Origin of the sequence: Leucobacter sp. Ag1 (assembly GCF_000980875.1) — a bacterium.
Classification (GTDB): Bacteria; Actinomycetota; Actinomycetes; order Actinomycetales; family Microbacteriaceae; genus Leucobacter; species Leucobacter iarius.
Map to the genome: position 1 here is coordinate 18,284 of NZ_LAYO01000076.1, position 16,778 is coordinate 35,061.

The following is a 16,778-nucleotide window of genomic DNA, read 5'->3' on the forward strand; positions in this document are numbered from 1 at the left end:
GCCCACCCGCCGTGCCAGAATGGTGAACAAGGCGAGAATCTTTCGCCACTTTGTCGAGACGCGCCGAACCCGAGGAGGAACCCGTGCCGATCACCGCTCCCGCCGCCGCGCAGACGGTCCACGCGACCATCGAGCTCGGCGAGCTGCTGCGCCAGTACCAGCTGGGCCTCGTGCTCATCGCCGGCACCGCGGACGACGCGGGAGAGCGCCCCGTGCAGTGGGTCCACGGCAGCGACCTCGCGGATCCCTCCCCGTTCCTCACGCCGAGGACCGTGCTGCTCACGACCGGGGCGCAGTTCCCGACTCCCCCGACGCAGGCGCAGGCCGACGACTACGTCGACCGTCTCATCGCGGCCGGCGCCACCGCCCTCGGCGTCGCGGCCGGAGTGGTCTGGGAGCGCACCCCCGCGACGCTCGTCGCCGCCTGCGACCGGCGCGGCTTCCCGCTGATCCGCGTCCCCTACGACACCCCGTTCATCGCGATCGTGCAGACCGCGGCCCAGCTGCTCGAGGCGCAGGCCCGTGCCCGCGACGTCTGGGCGCTGGACTCGCAGCGGGCGGTCTCGACCGCCGCCCTCCAGGAGGACGGGCTCGCGGCCGCGATCCGCGAGGCCGCGAGCCGTCTCGGTCGCGGCGTCGCACTCACCGATCGCTCGGGGCGGATCATCGAAGCCGCCCCCGCGTCGGCCCGCACCCGGCTGAGCGCCGAGTGGATCCGGTCCGAGGCGCGCGAGCTCGTGGAGCGCGGGATCCGATCCGGCCGTTCCCGCGACCGGGACGGCGTCGGCGTGCAGTTGCAGACCCTCGGACGCGCGCAGCGCCTCATGGGCGTGCTGCTGGTCGAGGGATCCGGCGTGCCAGACACCGCGGAACGCACCCTCATCGGGCTCGTGGCCGCGCTCGCGACGGTGCAGCTCGAGCACCGCATCGGCGTCGACGCCGCCGAGACCGCGCTGCGCGGCTCCGTCGTGCGCCTGCTGCTCGCGGGCCGCGGCGAGCTCGCCGCCGAGATCTCGACGGGGATCCTGCCTCGACTCCCCCGCGGCCAGATCGCGGTGATCCTCACCGACTCGTTCGAACGCTCCTCGGTGCCGGCAGGCACCCCGATCGACGATCTGCGATCCATCGCCGCCGGGCGCGCGGGCGTGCTCACGGCGCCGCGCGGCGGCGGCGCGATCGTGATCTGCGAGGCCGCGGAGCTCTCGCCCGTGCTGCGCGTCGTGCGCGAGCACGGCATCGCGGCGGGCGTCTCCGAGCGCGGCGCGATGGCCGACCTCGACCGCCTGATCGAGCAGGCGGACCAGGCGCTCGAGCGGGCGCGGGTCGCCGGCGACGGCCAGACCGTCGAGTACCGCCCGTCGATGCAGGCCGGAGTGCTGCGCCTGCTCGACGCCGACCCCGAGGCCCGGCGCGCGGCGGAAGGGCTGCTCGCGCCCGTGCGGCAGCACGACGCCAAGCACGGCGATTCCATCGGTGCGAGTCTGCGGGTGTGGCTCGCGCACCACGGCCAGACGAGCCCAGCCGCAGCGGCGCTCGGCGTGCACCGGCACACGCTGCGCGCGCGGATCCAGACCGCCGAGAGCCTGCTGCAGCGCAGCCTCGACGACCCGGATACCCGCGCCGAGCTCTGGGCCGCGCTGCGCGTGGTCGGCGAGGACTGACCCGGCACCGCTCAGCGCGGCGGTGCGGTCGGATCCGGCTCGCGGGTTTCGGGCCCCGGGCCGGGATCCCCGGGATCGAGCCCCTGCCCCCAGATCGCGGCGAGCGCGTCCTGCATCTCCGCCACCGAGAGACCGTGATCCTGCGCCTCGGCCACGAGCGCGCGGAGCCGCTGCGCGACGGGGCGCGGGAGCGCGGAGACGCCACGGGCGACGCGCGTGCCCGATCCGATGCGGGTCTCGATCAGCCCCTCGGACTCGAGGATCCGATACGCCCGGGCCGCGGTGCCCAGGGCGACGCCGGCATCGCCCGCGGTCTGCCGCACGGTGGGCAACCGCTCGCCGTCGGCGAGGATCCCCGCCGCGATCACTCCGCGGAAGTGCGCGGCGATCGCGTCCGCGGTCCCCGCCGCCCCCGCGGACCTGGTCGCTCCGGAGGCGCCGGCCGGCTCGGTCACCGCGATTCCTCGGCGAACGCGTCGCTCTCGACGATCCGACGGCTCGGGCGCTCGGTCTCGGAGCGGACCCGCGGCGTCCATCCGAACGCGACCGCCAGGAGCAGGACCGCGCCGCAGACGCCGCACAGGTAGGCGGCGGCGAGCAGCGGATCGGCCAATCCGCCGATGTTCGATTCCCATCGGAACTCGGTCCACGTTCCGTTGACGCGCGTCCCGATTCCCAGGGTGGTCCGGGCGGCCATCGCGATGAGCAGGAGCGCCCACCAGAGCGTGAGCAGCGCGGAGCCGATCACCAGCCTGGCTGCGGTGCCCGAGAGCGCCCGACGGCGTCCGGTCTCGCGCGAACGGTCCTGCGGATCCGCGGGCAGCGGTGCACGGTTCGTCCGCCCCAGCAGCAGGACGGCCGCGGTCCCCGTCAGCAGCAGGAGCAGCAGGGTCGGGATCCCGAAGGACCAGCCGAATGTCTGAGCGCTCGAACTGCCGAAACCGCTCCCCGAGATGACCTGATCGGTGACCCAGCCGTCCTCCCCGGGCTTCGACCCGATCCCCGCCCAGACCGCGAGCAGCAGGAGCACGAGCGACAGCGCGCCCGAGGTGACCAGTTCCCCGCGTGACAGCTCCGAGCGCCACCCGCGGCGGGCCGTGGGGAACTGCCGAGTACCCGAGGCGGTCCGCTCCGCGCCGTTCCCGACGAACTGCGCGAGAACCAGCCCGAGCAGTGCCGACGCGAGCGGGAGGAGGGCGACGATCAGTTGCCCGAGCGACGGGAGCAGCGGAAGCCACCCGGTCGCCCGCTCGTCCAGGTAGCCGAGCAGCGGGAGGAGATCCCTGCCGATCCAGAGCAGCGCCGCGCACGCGGCCGCAGCTCGAAGCACGGTGACCCTCGGAGAGCCGAGCCCGTTCCCCCGTCGCGGGAACGGCACGGCCGCACGGCCCCGGATCGTCCGGGCGACCGCCCAGACGAGCAGCACGAACGCGACCACGGCGGTTCGCACCCCGGGCAGGGTCGCGTAGCTCCAGAAGTAGTCCATCGGAGTGAAATCGCCCATGCCGCCCTCGCCTTCGAGATTGTGCCTCCAGAGTAGAACACTTTGTTCCATCCGGAAAGCACATTCATGAAGCCGCGGAGCGGATCAAGCCGGGCGGGTCAGGCTGAACGGAAGACGAGCGTGACGCTCGCCGACACCTCCAGCTGCCCCTCCGTCACGACGACCGCGGGCGCCGCCGCACGGGCGAAGCGCGCATCGGCGAAGGCCGCTCCCCCGCTGCCGCCCGCGGATCCCGGCTCGCGCACCTCGAGTACCGCGCCCAGCGTCGTTCCGATCGCCGCCGCATAGTCCTCCGCGCGGGCCCGCGCATCGGCGACGGCCTCACCGCGCAGCTCGCTCTCGACGCTGCGGCGGACCTCGTCGCTCAGCTTCCACTCGACGCTCGGATCGACCCCGGTCGTCGCGAGCTCCGCGGTGAGTTCGCCGACGAGGTCGAGGCGGAGCAGCAGCGCCCGCACGCTCGCACCGGCGTAGTGCTCGGTGCGCCGCGAGCCGTCCTGCTCCCACGAGCTGCTGGAGGTCGTGAGCGGATCCGCTTCGAAACGCTCCGCGTCCCCGGCGTCGACGAGCGCCTCGGCCCGACGCACGAGCGCGGCATGCAGTTCGGCCGCGCGCCGAACGGCGTCCTCGCGGTTCGCGTCGGTCACCGAGACGCGCAGGTGCAGCGTCGCCCGATCGGCCGCGAGCGTGCGCTCCGCGGTCCCGGTGGTGATGATCTCGGTGGTCGTCGGCTCGATGGTCATGGCGCCTCCCGCGATGGTTCGCGCCCGCCGGCGGCGGGTCGCCCGTCCATTGTGCCGCAGCCGGCTCCGCGTCAGCCGTCTCCGGGCCAGCGGACCAGGTAGGGATCCCAGCCGCGCGGTTCGTGCGGGCGTCCGCCGACCAGCAGGGGCGCCGACCGCGGACGCACCCGACCGATCGCCGAGAACCCGGCGGGCAGGCGCACGAGCGCCGGGAACACCGTCAGCAGGCCGTGGTCCTCGCCGCCGCTGAGCATCGCGTCGAGCGGGATCCGTTCGCCGTCCCGCTCGCCGAACGCGGCCTCGAGCCGACGCGGATCCAGGTCGATCGTGACGCCGCTCGCCTCGCCCAGGCGGGCCGCGTCGAGCGCGAGCCCGTCCGAGACGTCCATCATCGCCGTCGCACCGCGCTTCGCGGCCTCGATCCCGAGCCCGATCGGCGGCGACGGCGCCAGCTGCGCGGCCAGCGCCTCGGGATGCTCGGCCCACAGCTCGCCCAGCGTGCGGCCGTGCGCCTCGCCCCGGGTCGTCGCGGCCCGGTCGAAGAGCAGCGAGAGCCCGAGGCCCGCGAGTCCCAGGTCGCCCGCGTACGCCACCACGTCGCCCGCGTGAGCGCCCGAGCGCAGCACCGGCCGGCGTCCGCCGAGATCCCCCAGCGCGGTGACCGCGGCGGTGAGCACGGGCGCACGGCCCAGGTCCCCGCCGACCACTCCGCAACCGGGCGCCAGCGTGCGGCACGCCGCGTCGAGCCCCTCGGCGAGCCGTTCCAGGTATGCGACGGGCAGGTCGGCCGGGCAGGCGATCGAGACGGTGAGTCCGATGGGGCGTGCGCCCATCGCCGCCACGTCCGACAGGTTGGTGGCCGCGAGCTTCCACCCGAGCTCGAACCCGCTGTGCCAGGCGCGCCGGAAGTCCGGCCCCTCGACCATCGTGTCGCTCGTGACCACGATCTCGCCCCGTGGGCGCAACACCGCCGCGTCGTCGCCGGGCCCGACCGTCGCGGTCGCCGCCGGGGAGAGCCGGGCGAGGATCCGTGCGAGCAGCCCCGATTCGCCGAGCTCCTCGACCGTGGGGCCGGTCTCGGAGCGGTCGGCTGACGGATTCTGCATGGGATCAATCTATCGGGGCGGGGGCGGGATTCCGGTGCCCGGTCACCCGGCACGCTCAGGCTCGGGTCCCGCGGGGAGGCTACGCTGGACGGGTGCGATCCCTTCCCTTCTCCGCAGGACCTCGACGCGCGTTCGCGCTCTCCGCAACTGCCGTCGTGGCAGTGGGGTTGAGCCTCGGGCTCACGGGCTGCGCGGGCGAGGTGCCGATGGACCCGGCGAAGGACGCGAACAACCCACGCTGCGCCGACGTGACCGTGCGGCTTCCCGCCACCATCGGCGATTTCGAGAAGCGCACCACCAACGCCCAGTCGACCGGCGCGTGGGGCGATCCCGCCGCTGTGCTGCTGCGCTGCGGGATCGAATCGACGGGGCCGACCACGCAGGAGTGCGTCGCGGTCGACGGCGTCGACTGGATCATCGATCGTTCGCGCGCCCCCCTCTACCGTTTCGAGGCGTACGGACGCAGCCCCGGCCTCGAGGTGATCGTCGATTCCAAGAAGGCCTCGGGCACCGAGGCCGTGCAGGAGCTGGGCGCGGTCGCCAAGCTGCTCCCCCAGTCCCGCAAGTGCTCGAGCGTCTCCGACACGCTCGATCTCTCCAAGCTGCAGTAGACGCAGGCGACGCCCGGACGCTTACGCGTCCGGGCGTCGCTGCTCTGCCGGCGAGCGGGCGCCGCCTAGCGATGCGTCTCGATCGCGAGTTCCACGAGCTCGGTGATGAGATCCGTGTAGCTGAGGCCCGATTCCTCCCACAGGCGGGGGTACATCGAGACGGGCGTGAAGCCCGGCAGCGTGTTGATCTCGTTCAGCACGGGGCCGTCGGCCGTGAGGAAGAAGTCGATGCGCGAGAGCCCGGCGAGCTGGGCGACCTCGAACGCGCGCACGGCGGCGTCGCGGATCGCTGCGAACTCGGCCTCGGTGACCTCTGCGGGCAGCGCCAGCTCGACGCCGGCAGCACCGAGGTACTTCGCTTCGAAATCGTAGAACTCGCGCCCGGTGAAGACGATCTCGCCGATGACGCTGCTGGTGCGCGGGGCTGCACCGCCGCGTCCCTGCAGGACGGCGATCTCGACCTCGCGGCCGACCACGCCGGACTCGATGAGGACCACCGAGTCCTCGGCGAAGGCCAGGTCGAGCGCTGCGGGGATGCCCGCGCGCTCCGACACCTTGCTGACGCCGACCGAGGAACCGGCACGGGCCGGCTTGACGAACAGGGGGTAGCTGAGGCCCTCGTCGAGGCGCTCGACCAGGTAGGGATCGCGGTCGAGCTCGAACCGGGTCACGGTGCGCCAGGGCGCGACCGCGATGCCGGCATCGGCGAGCACCGTCTTGGCCACGTGCTTGTCCATGGCCAGCGCCGAGCCGAGCACGCCGCTGCCGACGTAGGGCAGATCGACGAGTTCGAGCATGCCCTGCACGGTGCCGTCCTCGCCGAAGGGGCCGTGCATCATCGGGATCACGGCGTCGACGTGGCCGAGCGAGCGGAGCCCGCCCTCCTGCTCGATCACCGTGAGGCTGCGCGTGTCGAGCGACGCCGGCCACAGCACCCGGGTGCCGTTGTCGGCGACGGTGGGCAGCGCGCCGGCCTCGAGGCGGAACGAGAGCAGATCCTCCTCGGGGACGAGCACGGTCGCCCCGCGCTTCGTGATCCCGACGGGGATCACGTCGAACAGCTCGCGGTCGATGGCGCGCAGCACGCCCGCCGCGGTGACGCAGCTGATCTCGTGCTCGCTCGAACGGCCTCCGAAGAGGAGGACGATGGTACGACGGGCGCTCATGGGCGCTCCCCCTTCACTCGGTCGATGAATCGTTTCCAGGCTCCGCGGCGATCGCCGCCGAGCGACAGTTCGGGCTGCGGCACGCCGTCCTCGGTGGCGAGGTGCGGGCCGAGGTCGCGCGGTGCCATACGGCCGTCGAGCACCATCTGGACCTGCTCGACGATGGGCATCGAGATCCCGCGCTCGCGGGCGAGTTCGAGCACCGGGCGCACCGAGGTGATGCCCTCGGCGGTCTGCTGCATCTGCTCCTTGGTCTCGGCCTGGCTGTAGCCCTGGCCGATGAGGCGCCCCGCGGTGTTGTTGCGCGACAGCGGCGACTGGCAGGTGGCGATGAGATCGCCGAGGCCCGCGAGGCCGGACATGGTGGTGGGATCCCCGCCCGAGGCCACCGCGAACTCGGTCATCTCGGCGAGCCCGCGCGTGATGATCGCGGCCTTCGTGTTCTCGCCGTACCCGACGCCGTCGACGATGCCGATGGCGAGGGCGATGAGGTTCTTGAGCACCCCGCCGAGCTCGGTGCCGGTGACGTCGGTGTTGACGTAGCCGCGGAAGTAGGAGGTGGAGAAGGCCGTGGCGATCTCCTGGGCGACCTCGAGCGAAGCGCAGGAGGCGACCGCACCGGTGGGCTGCTCCTTGGCGATCTCGAGGGCGAGGTTCGGGCCGGAGACGACGGCGATGCGCTCGGGCTCGAGATCGAGCACGTCGGCGATGACCTCGCTCATGCGCATGGTCGTGGTGCGCTCGACGCCTTTGACCAGGCTGACGAGCACGCTGCGCCGCTCGAGGTAGGGCTCGAGGTCTTCGAGGTTCTGACGCATGGTCTGGCTCGGCACCGCGAGGAACACGAGCGAGGCCCCCGAGAGCGCCTCGGCGAGCGACTCGGTCGCCTTGAGCCCCTTGGGCAGGTTGATGCCCGGCAGGTACTGGCTGTTGCGGCGGGCGACCGAGATCTCGTGCACGACCTCGGGGCGGCGCGCCCAGATCGTGACGTCGCAGTCGGCGTCGGCGAGCACCTTGGCGAAGGTGGTGCCCCAGCTGCCCGCCCCGATGACGGCGACCTTGCGGCCCCGGTTGGGGTTCGGTCGTTTGGAGCCGGATCCCGCTGCGGGGGTGGACTTGGTGCTCAAAAACGCCCCGTCTCGCTCTGCTGGTGCTTGCTCGGATCCCAGCGCTCCGGCGGTGCCTGCTCGCCCCGCAGCTCGGCGAGCAGCGCGGTGATGGCCTGCATGAGCACCTCGGTCGCCTCGGTGACGACGCGCTGGTCGATCGGGCCCGTGCGGAAGCGGCTCAGATCGAGCGGCTCGCCGACCGAGACCCGGATGGTCTTGCGGGGGAACGGGTGGATGCGCTTCGCGTACCGCGGCATCAGCTCCTGCGTGCCCCAGTGCGCCACGGGGATCAGCGGGATCCCGGTCTCGAGCGCGAGACGCACGGCCCCGCTCTTGCCGCGCATCGGCCAGAGATCAGGATCGCGGGTCAGCGTGCCCTCGGGGTACACGATGACGCACGCCTCGCGCTGGATCAGTCCGCCGGCGTCACCCATGGGGTTGTTGCCCCCGCGCGACGCACCGGCGCGCTCCACCGGGATCTGCCCTGAGGACCGGAGCAGCCAGCCCAGCACCGGCACCTTGAACAGGCTGGCCTTGGCCATGAACCGCGGCAGACGGCCGAGGTGCCAGACCGCGGCGCCCATGGCCACCGGATCGATCTCGCTGTAGTGGTTCGGCGCGAGGATGAACGGCCCGGTCTGCGGCAGACGGGACTCCCGAGTGAATCGGTAGCGCACCATCAGAGACCACAGCGGCAGGATCAAGGAAGCGAGCACCCAGAACATGGATGGCCGCCGCTTCTCTGCCGAGGAGCGGCTCCTCAGCTTCACCGTTTCACGCATGCATCAATTATCGCCGATGCCGCATGCCTCCGCTGACAGCGCGCGGAGAACTGTGGATACCGCGGATTCAGCCCTCGTACACGAAGTCAGCGCCGAGCAGCCGCAGCTTCTCGATGAAGTTCTCGTATCCGCGCGAGATGATGCCGAGGTTCGTCACCCGCGTCTGCCCCTCGGCGGTGAGGCCCGCGATGAGGTAGCTGAATCCGCCGCGCAGATCCGGGACCTCGATCTCGGCACCGCTCAGCGGCGACGGACCGGTGATCACGGCGGCCTGCTCGAACTCGCGGCGCTTCACGCGGCGGGCGTCGTCGTGGAGCCCGTCCTTGTAGACCTCGATGTCGGCGCCCATCTGGTTGAGCGCGTCGGTGAATCCGAAGCGGTTCTCGTAGACGGTCTCGTGAATGGTCGAGGTGCCCTCGGCCTGCGTGAGCGCCACGACGAGCGGCTGCTGCCAGTCGGTCATGAAACCGGGGTGCACGTCGGTCTCGATCGTGACGGGCTTGAGCTCGCCGCCCGGGTGCCAGAAGCGGATCCCGTCGTCGTGCACGTCGAAGTCGCCGCCCACCTTGCGGAAGACGTTCAGGAAGGTCATCATCTCTTCCTGCTTGGCGCCCCCGACGAACACGTCGCCGCGGGTCGCCAGCGCGGCCGAAGCCCAGCTCGCAGCCTCGTTGCGGTCGAAGATCGCGCGGTGATCGTAGCCGCGGAGCTCCTCCACGCCCTCGATGAAGATCACGCGGTTCGGCTCGACCGTGATGATCGCGCCCATCTTCTGCAGGATGCAGATGAGGTCGATGATCTCGGGCTCGATGGCGGCGTTGCGCAGCTCGGTCTGCCCCTTGGCGAGCACGCTGGTGAGCAGCACCTGCTCGGTCGCGCCGACCGAGGGGTAGGGCAGCTCGATGTTCGCGCCGTGCAGGCCGTCGGGCGCGCTCAGGCTGATCCCGCTCGGAAGCTTCTCGACGACGGCGCCGAACTTGCGGAGCGCCTCCAGGTGGAAGTCGATCGGGCGATCGCCGATGCGGCAGCCGCCGAGATCGGGGATGAACGCCTCGCCGAGGCGGTGCAGCAGCGGGCCGCAGAAGAGGATCGGGATCCGCGAGGACCCCGCGTGCGCGTCGATGTCGGCGTGGTGGGCCTGCTCGACGTTCGAGGGGTCGAGGTGCCACTCGCCCGGATCGTCGCTGCGCGTGATCTGCACGCCGTGCAGCGCGAGGAGGCCCGCGACGATCCGGATGTCGGAGACGTTGGGAACGTTGCGCAGGACGCTCGGCGTCTTGCCGAGCAGCGCGGCGACCATCGCCTTCGGCGCGAGGTTCTTCGCGCCGCGCACCTCGATACGCCCCCGGAGCGGACGTCCGCCGTTGATCAGGATCTCGTCGGAGGTGAGTCCGACGCGGGCCGCGGCCTTGCGCGCGTCCTGCTTCAGACCGTCGGTGGCGTCGGTCGTGCTCTGGGGGGTCTCGGTCTTCTGGCTCACGCGTTCCTCACGGGAAGAGTGGTCGGCATCCACGAGGGACGCTTGGCTTCGAAATCGGTGATCGACTGCTCGTTGCGGAGCGTCAACGAGATGTCGTCGAGCCCTTCGAGCAACCGCCACCGAGTGTAATCATCAATCTCGAACGGGACTGAGATATTCCCGACCGCAACGGTGCGGTTCTCGAGGTCGACCGTGACCTCGGCGCCGGGCTGCTCGTCGAGCACGGCCCAGATGCGCTCCACATCGGCCTCGGCGACCTGCGCGGCGAGCAGTCCCTGCTTGCCGGAGTTGCCGCGGAAGATGTCGGCGAAGCGCGCCGAGATCACGACCTTGAACCCGAAGTCGCGCAGCGCCCAGACGGCGTGCTCGCGCGAGGACCCGGTGCCGAAGTCGGGACCGGCCACGAGGACCTGGGCACCCCGGTACTGCGGCTGGTTGAGCACGAACTCGGGATCCTGGCGCCAGTGGTGGAACAGTGCGTCGTCGAAGCCGGTCTTGGTGACGCGCTTGAGGAACACCGCGGGGATGATCTGGTCGGTGTCGACGTTGGATCGCTTCAGCGGAGCGGCGATCCCGGTCAGGGTGGTGAACTTGTCCATGATCAGGCCTCCACCTGCTCGTGCGCGATGCCCTTCGCGGCGTCTTCCTGCAGGTCCCACGGGCTCGACAGGGTGCCGCGGATCGCGGTCGCGGCCGCGACGAGCGGCGAGACCAGGTGGGTGCGACCGCCCTTGCCCTGGCGGCCCTCGAAGTTGCGGTTCGAGGTCGACGCGCAGCGCTCCCCCGGAGCCAACTGGTCGGGGTTCATGCCGAGGCACATCGAGCAGCCCGCGAAGCGCCACTCGCCGCCGAACTCCTCGACGATCTTGTCGATCCCTTCGGCCTCGGCCTCGAGGCGCACGCGCGCGGAGCCGGGCACGACCATGAGGCGCACGCCGTCGGCCTTCTTGCGGCCCTTGATGATGCTCGCGAAGTCGCGCAGGTCGTCGAGACGCGCGTTGGTGCAGGAGCCCATGAACACCGCGTCGACCGCGATCTCCTTCATCGGGGTCCCCGCTTCGAGATCCATGTACTCGAGGGCTCGCTCGGCCGCCGCGCGCTCGTTCGGATCGGCGATGTCGGCGGGAACCGGGACGGTGTCGCTCAGCAGCACGCCCTGGCCGGGGTTGGTGCCCCAGGTGACGAACGGTTCGAGCGCGCTCGCGTCGATGAAGACCTCACGGTCGAAGGTCGCGCCCTCGTCGGTCGGCAGCGACTTCCAGTACTCGACCGCGGCGTCCCAGTCGGCGCCCTGAGGCGCGTGGTCGCGCCCCTGGACGTAGGCGAAGGTGGTCTCGTCGGGGGCGACCATGCCGGCGCGCGCGCCCGCCTCGATCGACATGTTGCAGATGGTCATGCGCCCGTCCATCGACAGGTTGCGGATCGCCGAACCGCGGTACTCGAGCACGTAGCCCTGTCCGCCGCCGGTGCCGATCTCGGCGATGACGGCGAGGATGATGTCCTTCGCGGTGACGCCGGGCCGCAGCTCGCCCTCGACGTTGATCGCCATGGTCTTGAACGGCTTGAGCGGCAGCGTCTGCGTGGCCATCACGTGCTCGACCTCGCTGGTGCCGATGCCGAAGGCCAGCGCGCCGAAGGCGCCGTGGGTCGAGGTGTGGCTGTCGCCGCACACCACGGTGATGCCGGGCATGCTCAGGCCGAGCTGCGGGCCGACCACGTGGACGATGCCCTGCTCCTTGTCGCCGAGCGGGTGGGCGCGGACGCCGAATTCTTCGACGTTGCGGCGCAGGGTCTCGATCTGCGTGCGGCTCGTCGGGTCCTCGATCTGCTTCGAGATGTTGAGCGTGGGGGTGTTGTGATCCTCGGTCGCGATCATCAGGTCGACCCGGCGCAGCGGCCGATCGGCCATGCGCAGGCCGTCGAAGGCCTGCGGGCTGGTGACCTCGTGGATCAGGTGCAGGTCGATGTAGATGAGATCCGGGTTGCCGTCTTCGCCCTTGACGACGACGTGGTCGTCCCAGAGCTTCTCGGCCAGAGTACGGGGGCGCCGTGCGGACGGCGTGGACTGCTCGGTCATATGTCTGCTTCTCCGCTTCGATTGCGCTGACATGCGGTGCTGCTGCGCGGGGTTCGGTGTTTCGGCCATGCCAGAACTCCGCGACGGGGATGACCGATGGTTAGGCCCCGTCGCGGCACGGAAGAAGCAGCTGCCGTGAACGCATGCCGGACAGTTTAGCACTCGGGCGCCCGCGAGATCGTCATCGCGAGCGCCCGAGCACCGTGTCCGGTCGAGACCGGGCTACGGCTTCTCGTGCGGTTCGGCAGCCCCGAGGTGCAGCTTTTCACCGCCGGCCGCCGCCTCGCGGCGCACCTTGACGATGCTCGCGATCGTGGCGATCGCCATCGCCGCGACGATGAAGCCGAGCGAGGTCCAGGTATCGATGTCGGGCACCGGGACGTGCTCGCCGCCGTTGATGAACGGGAGCTCGTTCTCGTGCAGCGCGTGCAGGATCAGCTTCACGCCGATGAAGGCGAGGATCGCGGCGATGCCGTACTTGAGGTACTCGAGGCGCTCCAGCAGGCCGCCGAGCAGGAAGTACAGCTGGCGCAGCCCCATGAGCGCGAAGACGTTCGCCGTGAACACGATGAAGGGGCTCTGGGTGATGCCGAAGATCGCCGGGATCGAGTCGAGCGCGAAGAGCAGGTCGGTCGCGCCGAGCGAGATGAGCACCAGCAGGAACGGGGTGAACATGCGCTTGCCGTCGACCGTGGTGCGCAGCTTGCCGCCGTCGTACTCGTCGCTGAAGGGCATCACCTTCTTCACCTGGCGGATGATCCAGCTGTCGCCCTCCTGCTCGTGGCCGCCCGGCTTGACCTGCTGCCAGGCCGTCCAGATGAGCCACAAACCGAAGATGAAGAACACCGCGATGAAGCGTTCGATGATCGCCGCGCCCGCAAGGATGAACAGCCCTCGGAAGATGAGCGCGAGCACGATGCCGATCATCAGCGCGCGCTGCTGGTAGGCGTGCGGCACCGCGAAACGGCCGAGGATCAGCACGAACACGAACAGGTTGTCGATCGAGAGGCTGTACTCCGTCAGCCAGCCGGCGAGGAACTCGCTGCCGTGCTGGGCGTCGCCGAGCAGGAACAGGGCTCCCGCGAACAGCAGCGCCAGCAGCACGTAGACGCCGACCCAGATGCTGGCCTCGCGCATCGACGGGACGTGCGGGCGCTTGATAATCATCAGCAGGTCGACGAGCAGGATCGCGACGAGGACGACCATGGAGCCGATCTCGAACCAGAGCGGTAGTGCGGTGGTCAATGAATTCCCTTCGGGCGTGCGCGGGTGCGCGGAACGGCCGAAAGTCTCTTCCCGGTGCGGCCCTGTCGGACCGCATCGCGCTCGTACCGGTCGGGCGACGGCGCCCGGCGTATTGACGATACGAGCGAAACGGAATACTCCCCTTCGCTGTGCACCAGTGTAGCGGGTCCGCGCGCAGGCGGCTCCGATACGATATGCCGCGCATGTCCCGACCCGACGAGAGGATCCCCGTGAGCTCCCGCCCCGTTCAGACCCCGATCGAGCGCTCCGGAGCGCGCGGCCCCGGCGCCGCGTCCCGCACGCTCGCGGGCTTCATCTTCGCGAGCCGCTGGCTCCAGGCGCCCCTCTACCTGGGCCTCATCATCGCCCAGGCCGTGTACGTGGTGCTGTTCTTCGTCGAGCTGTGGCACCTCATCGAGAAGTCGGTGATCAAGGGCAAGTTCACCGAGACCGAGGTCATGCTGAGCGTGCTCGCGCTCATCGACATCGTCATGATCGCGAACCTGCTCATCATGGTGATCATCGGCGGCTACGAGACCTTCGTGTCGAAGATCCGTGTCGACGGCCACCACGACGAGCCCGACTGGCTGTCGCACGTCAACGCGAACCTGCTCAAGGTCAAGCTCGCCATCTCGATCATCTCGATCTCGTCGATCCACCTGCTCAAGACCTTCATCGAGGTCGGACGCATGGACGGCGGAGTGGTGAAGAACGGCAAGAACATCATCTACTCCAACGACGGGGTGATGTGGGAGGTCATCATCCACCTCGCCTTCATCGTGTCGGCGCTCGCGCTCGCTTGGATCGACAAGATGAGCCACCACGCCGAGCCCGCGAAGGCGCACGCTCCCGTCCCCCCGCCCGCACCGGTCCTCGCCTACGCGGGTGCGCCCGCGGGACCCGCCGGAGCGGCGGCTCCGGCCGGCGCTGTCGTGGCTTCGGATGCCGTCGACGCCGACGGATACGTGACGGTGCGCGTGCCCGCGGGCACCGTGCTTCCCGAGGGCGCGCAGCGCATCGACTAGTCGCGGGATCGCGCACACACCGCAGGGGCGTCCGTTCGGGCGCCCCTGCGGTGTTTTCGGGGGTCTCGGCTGCTGGGGTCGGCTTCGGCTTCGGCTTCGGCAGGCCGGTCGCGCCACGGAAGGAGATTCGCGTTCGGAAGGAGGATCCCGCCGGATTCGTCCTTCCGAACGCGGATCTCCTGCCGAAGAACGAGCAGGACGCGACCGCGCACCGCCCGACAACCGGCAGCGGCGCGCGAACGCAGACGCAGACGCAGACGCAGACGAGTGCCGCTTGCCCCGAAACAAGCACGCAGAAACGACGAAAGCCTCGCCCGAAGGCGAGGCTTTCGTTTCTCGGTGACCCCAGCGGGATTCGAACCCGCGTTACCGCCGTGAGAGGGCGGCGTACTAGGCCGCTATACGATGGGGCCGAGCTGGTTGCGCTTCCCGGGGCTTCCCCCGTGCCGCGGCAACTCGTATATTCTGACACAAGGATTCAAAGCGCCACAAATCGGGCCGTGTTCCACGGCGCGTCGCCCGTGATTCCGCCATTTTTGCGCGCCCGGCTGCGCGCCCGCCCAGGCGCCCAACCCAAGGCCAGACGGAACCTGGTTCGCGCCCATCCCCCGGGTCTAGGATCGCGGCATGCGCGGATTCCGTCTCTCCCATGCCGGCCTGGTGCTCGAGCACGAGGGTCACGCCCTCTTCATCGATCCCGGATCCTTCACGACCGAAGCCGAACTCTCCGCGGCGATCGACGCGGTTTCGGCCGAGTCGACCATCGCGGGCGTCGTGATCACCCACGAGCACGGCGATCACTGGTCCGCGCCGAACCTGGCCGCGATCCGCGCCGCCGCACCCGGCGCGGGCATCTTCACGACCCGGTCGACCGCCGAGTCGCTGCAGGCCACGGGGATCCCCGACGCCGTGGTGGTGCACGAGGGCGATGCCGCCGAAGCGGGCGGTTTCGAGCTCGACTTCTACGGCCACCGGCACGAGGTGCTGCACGCGAGCATCCCCGTCATCGACAACATCGGGGTTCGCGTGAACGGCTCGCTCGCCTACGGCGGCGACTCGCTCGCACGGCCGCCCTTCCGCGCGGACGTGCTCGGCGTGCCGATCGGCTCGCCCTGGTCGACGATCGGCGATGTGATGGACTTCGTGCTGGCGAACGCGCCGCGCCGCGCATTCCTGACCCACGACGGCATGCTCTCTGGCCCCGGCCTGGCCCTGTTCGAGCAGCGGGTGCGCGAGGCGCTCGCGACCACCGGGGGCGAGCTGCTGGCGTTCCCCCGACTCGGCGACGCCGGAACCGCCCGACTGGAGCTCTAGAACCGCCAGCCGGAGCCGGCCGGCCGAATCGGGACTAGCGTCCGCGCGCGGTGCGGGTTCGGGCACGGATCCAGAACCCAAGGCCCAGCAGGATCGGGAGCGCCACCGGGAGGAGCGCCTGCGGGGCGCCCACCGTCAACGCGGTCAGCAGCGCGCCGACCACGGCTGCGCAGACGGGTCCGTCGAAGGTCCACGCGAGCACGTTCAGCGCCGAGAGGTCGCCGGCCGCGGTCGGGATCGGCGCCAGCAGGCGCTGCGGCAGCGGCCCCTTCAGCACCGCGAGGACCCGCAGCTGCTGCGCCGTCGCGGCCAGAACGATGACGGTGATCAGGATCGGTCCGACGATGCCGGCCGCGCCGACCGCACCGCCAGCACCGGACCCACTGCCCGCTCCGGCAGCACCGACGATGACCGCACCGAGCACGGGCAGCAGGATCGCGAGCGCGCTCGGCAGGATCGCGTGCGCGGCCAACAGGCGGCCCGGGGACAGCGGAAGCAGCCCGGGCCCTCCTATCCCCTCGGCGGCGGCCCTCAGGCCGCGGCAGAGCGGCCCCAGCGCCGCGTAGAGACCGGCGCCCACCCCCGCGCCGGCGAGCGCCGCCGCCTGCGCGTCGGGGAACACGCCCGACGGCGATCCCGCCCCGCTCGTCGCGAGCGCGAGCGCAGCGCCCGCACCGCTCAGCGCGACCACCGCGAGAACGCTCCGCGCCGGAGCGCGCAGCGCGCCCCGGAGGTCGCGGAGCAGGATCGCGGGAACCGCGCGGTGCGGAACCCGCCAGCGCCAGTGCCGTCCGACCCGCACGGGAGCCCCGAGCCGAGCCGCCGCGATCGCCGGGTCGCCCGAGAGCGCGAGCATCGAGACGTCCTCCCAGCGAGCGGCCTGATCCCGCAGCGTGCGCAGTGGGATCCGCGCGGCGAACGCCGGCGCCGCGGCCGCCGAGGCGAACCCGAGCAC

Annotated in this window: 15 protein-coding genes, 1 tRNA gene and 1 pseudogene; 4 read left to right on the forward strand and 13 right to left on the reverse strand. The window is 71.0% G+C overall.

Annotated features, from left to right (window positions below):
• Nucleotides 1-83: 83 nt before the first annotated feature.
• On the forward strand, nt 84-1,661 hold the full coding sequence (locus tag XM48_RS04070; RefSeq protein WP_046454518.1) for a PucR family transcriptional regulator: 1,578 nt from the start codon (nt 84-86) through the stop codon (nt 1,659-1,661).
• Nucleotides 1,662-1,672: 11 nt separating this feature from the next.
• Here XM48_RS04070 and XM48_RS16825 read toward each other — a convergent pair whose 3' ends face one another.
• From XM48_RS16825 to thiL, 4 genes are all read right to left on the reverse strand, one after another.
• Nucleotides 1,673-2,116 (reverse strand): GntR family transcriptional regulator, encoded by a 444-nt coding sequence (locus tag XM48_RS16825; protein WP_052961282.1) that lies wholly within the window; start codon nt 2,114-2,116, stop codon nt 1,673-1,675.
• Nucleotides 2,113-3,165: a hypothetical protein gene (locus XM48_RS04080; RefSeq protein WP_046454519.1), complete on the reverse strand. Its 1,053-nt coding sequence runs from the start codon at nt 3,163-3,165 to the stop codon at nt 2,113-2,115. The genes XM48_RS16825 and XM48_RS04080 overlap by 4 nt, the downstream gene beginning before the upstream one ends.
• A gap of 98 nt (nt 3,166-3,263) precedes the next feature.
• Nucleotides 3,264-3,908 (reverse strand): SIMPL domain-containing protein, encoded by a 645-nt coding sequence (locus tag XM48_RS04085; RefSeq protein ID WP_046454520.1) that lies wholly within the window; start codon nt 3,906-3,908, stop codon nt 3,264-3,266.
• Between the two features lie 71 nt (nt 3,909-3,979).
• Entirely contained in the window at nt 3,980-5,014 is a 1,035-nt protein-coding gene (thiL, locus tag XM48_RS04090) for a thiamine-phosphate kinase (protein WP_046454521.1), read from the reverse strand.
• Between the two features lie 155 nt (nt 5,015-5,169).
• On the opposite strand from thiL, the gene XM48_RS04095 reads away from it, so the two are divergent.
• Nucleotides 5,170-5,625, forward strand: a complete 456-nt coding sequence (locus tag XM48_RS04095) for a DUF3515 domain-containing protein (RefSeq protein WP_046454522.1) — start codon at nt 5,170-5,172, stop codon at nt 5,623-5,625.
• 65 nt (nt 5,626-5,690) lie between these two features.
• Here the strand turns inward: XM48_RS04095 and XM48_RS17800 are convergent, their stop codons facing one another.
• The 7 genes from XM48_RS17800 to XM48_RS04130 all read right to left on the reverse strand — a co-directional run bounded on the left by XM48_RS17800 (nt 5,691) and on the right by XM48_RS04130 (nt 13,484).
• Complete coding sequence (locus XM48_RS17800; protein ID WP_046454523.1) at nt 5,691-6,791, reverse strand: D-alanine--D-alanine ligase family protein; 1,101 nt, start codon at nt 6,789-6,791, stop codon at nt 5,691-5,693.
• Nucleotides 6,788-7,918: an NAD(P)H-dependent glycerol-3-phosphate dehydrogenase gene (locus tag XM48_RS17805; protein WP_046454524.1), complete on the reverse strand. Its 1,131-nt coding sequence runs from the start codon at nt 7,916-7,918 to the stop codon at nt 6,788-6,790. The genes XM48_RS17800 and XM48_RS17805 overlap by 4 nt, the downstream gene beginning before the upstream one ends.
• Nucleotides 7,915-8,682: a 1-acyl-sn-glycerol-3-phosphate acyltransferase gene (locus XM48_RS04110; RefSeq protein ID WP_197074139.1), complete on the reverse strand. Its 768-nt coding sequence runs from the start codon at nt 8,680-8,682 to the stop codon at nt 7,915-7,917. The genes XM48_RS17805 and XM48_RS04110 overlap by 4 nt, the downstream gene beginning before the upstream one ends.
• A 67-nt stretch (nt 8,683-8,749) precedes the next feature.
• Entirely contained in the window at nt 8,750-10,111 is a 1,362-nt protein-coding gene (murA, locus tag XM48_RS04115; RefSeq protein WP_046454533.1) for a UDP-N-acetylglucosamine 1-carboxyvinyltransferase, read from the reverse strand.
• A gap of 47 nt (nt 10,112-10,158) precedes the next feature.
• The gene (leuD, locus tag XM48_RS04120; protein WP_046454525.1) at nt 10,159-10,761 is read right to left on the reverse strand and encodes a 3-isopropylmalate dehydratase small subunit; all 603 of its coding nucleotides are present in this window, start codon (nt 10,759-10,761) and stop codon (nt 10,159-10,161) included.
• Nucleotides 10,762-10,763: 2 nt separating this feature from the next.
• The gene (leuC, locus tag XM48_RS04125; protein ID WP_046454526.1) at nt 10,764-12,239 is read right to left on the reverse strand and encodes a 3-isopropylmalate dehydratase large subunit; all 1,476 of its coding nucleotides are present in this window, start codon (nt 12,237-12,239) and stop codon (nt 10,764-10,766) included.
• A gap of 222 nt (nt 12,240-12,461) precedes the next feature.
• Nucleotides 12,462-13,484, reverse strand: a complete 1,023-nt coding sequence (locus tag XM48_RS04130; protein WP_084820979.1) for a TerC/Alx family metal homeostasis membrane protein — start codon at nt 13,482-13,484, stop codon at nt 12,462-12,464.
• A 230-nt stretch (nt 13,485-13,714) separates the two neighbouring features.
• On the opposite strand from XM48_RS04130, the gene XM48_RS04135 reads away from it, so the two are divergent.
• Nucleotides 13,715-14,509: a TIGR00645 family protein gene (locus tag XM48_RS04135; RefSeq protein ID WP_231580795.1), complete on the forward strand. Its 795-nt coding sequence runs from the start codon at nt 13,715-13,717 to the stop codon at nt 14,507-14,509.
• A 340-nt stretch (nt 14,510-14,849) separates the two neighbouring features.
• Here XM48_RS04135 and XM48_RS04140 read toward each other — a convergent pair.
• A tRNA-Glu gene (locus tag XM48_RS04140) sits at nt 14,850-14,922 on the reverse strand.
• A 214-nt stretch (nt 14,923-15,136) separates the two neighbouring features.
• Between XM48_RS04140 and XM48_RS04145 the strand changes: the two genes are divergently transcribed.
• A complete protein-coding gene (locus tag XM48_RS04145) occupies nt 15,137-15,823 on the forward strand; it encodes an MBL fold metallo-hydrolase (protein ID WP_046454527.1) in 687 nt (228 codons plus the stop codon).
• A 34-nt stretch (nt 15,824-15,857) separates the two neighbouring features.
• On the opposite strand, the pseudogene XM48_RS18210 reads toward XM48_RS04145, so the two are convergent.
• A pseudogene (locus XM48_RS18210) lies at nt 15,858-16,778 on the reverse strand (hypothetical protein); the annotation flags it as partial.

Excerpts from the sequence above, each read along its gene's own strand:
- XM48_RS04110 (WP_197074139.1), bottom strand. The coding sequence starts at position 8,682 with ATGCGTGAAACGGTGAAGCTGAGGAGCCGCTCCTCGGCAGAGAAGCGG.
- XM48_RS04145 (WP_046454527.1), top strand. The coding sequence starts at position 15,137 with ATGCGCGGATTCCGTCTCTCCCATGCCGGCCTGGTGCTCGAGCACGAG.
- thiL (WP_046454521.1), bottom strand. The coding sequence starts at position 5,014 with ATGCAGAATCCGTCAGCCGACCGCTCCGAGACCGGCCCCACGGTCGAG.
- XM48_RS04085 (WP_046454520.1), bottom strand. The coding sequence starts at position 3,908 with ATGACCATCGAGCCGACGACCACCGAGATCATCACCACCGGGACCGCG.
- XM48_RS17800 (WP_046454523.1), bottom strand. The coding sequence starts at position 6,791 with ATGAGCGCCCGTCGTACCATCGTCCTCCTCTTCGGAGGCCGTTCGAGC.
- XM48_RS04080 (WP_046454519.1), bottom strand. The coding sequence starts at position 3,165 with ATGGGCGATTTCACTCCGATGGACTACTTCTGGAGCTACGCGACCCTG.
- leuC (WP_046454526.1), bottom strand. The coding sequence starts at position 12,239 with ATGACCGAGCAGTCCACGCCGTCCGCACGGCGCCCCCGTACTCTGGCC.
- leuD (WP_046454525.1), bottom strand. The coding sequence starts at position 10,761 with ATGGACAAGTTCACCACCCTGACCGGGATCGCCGCTCCGCTGAAGCGA.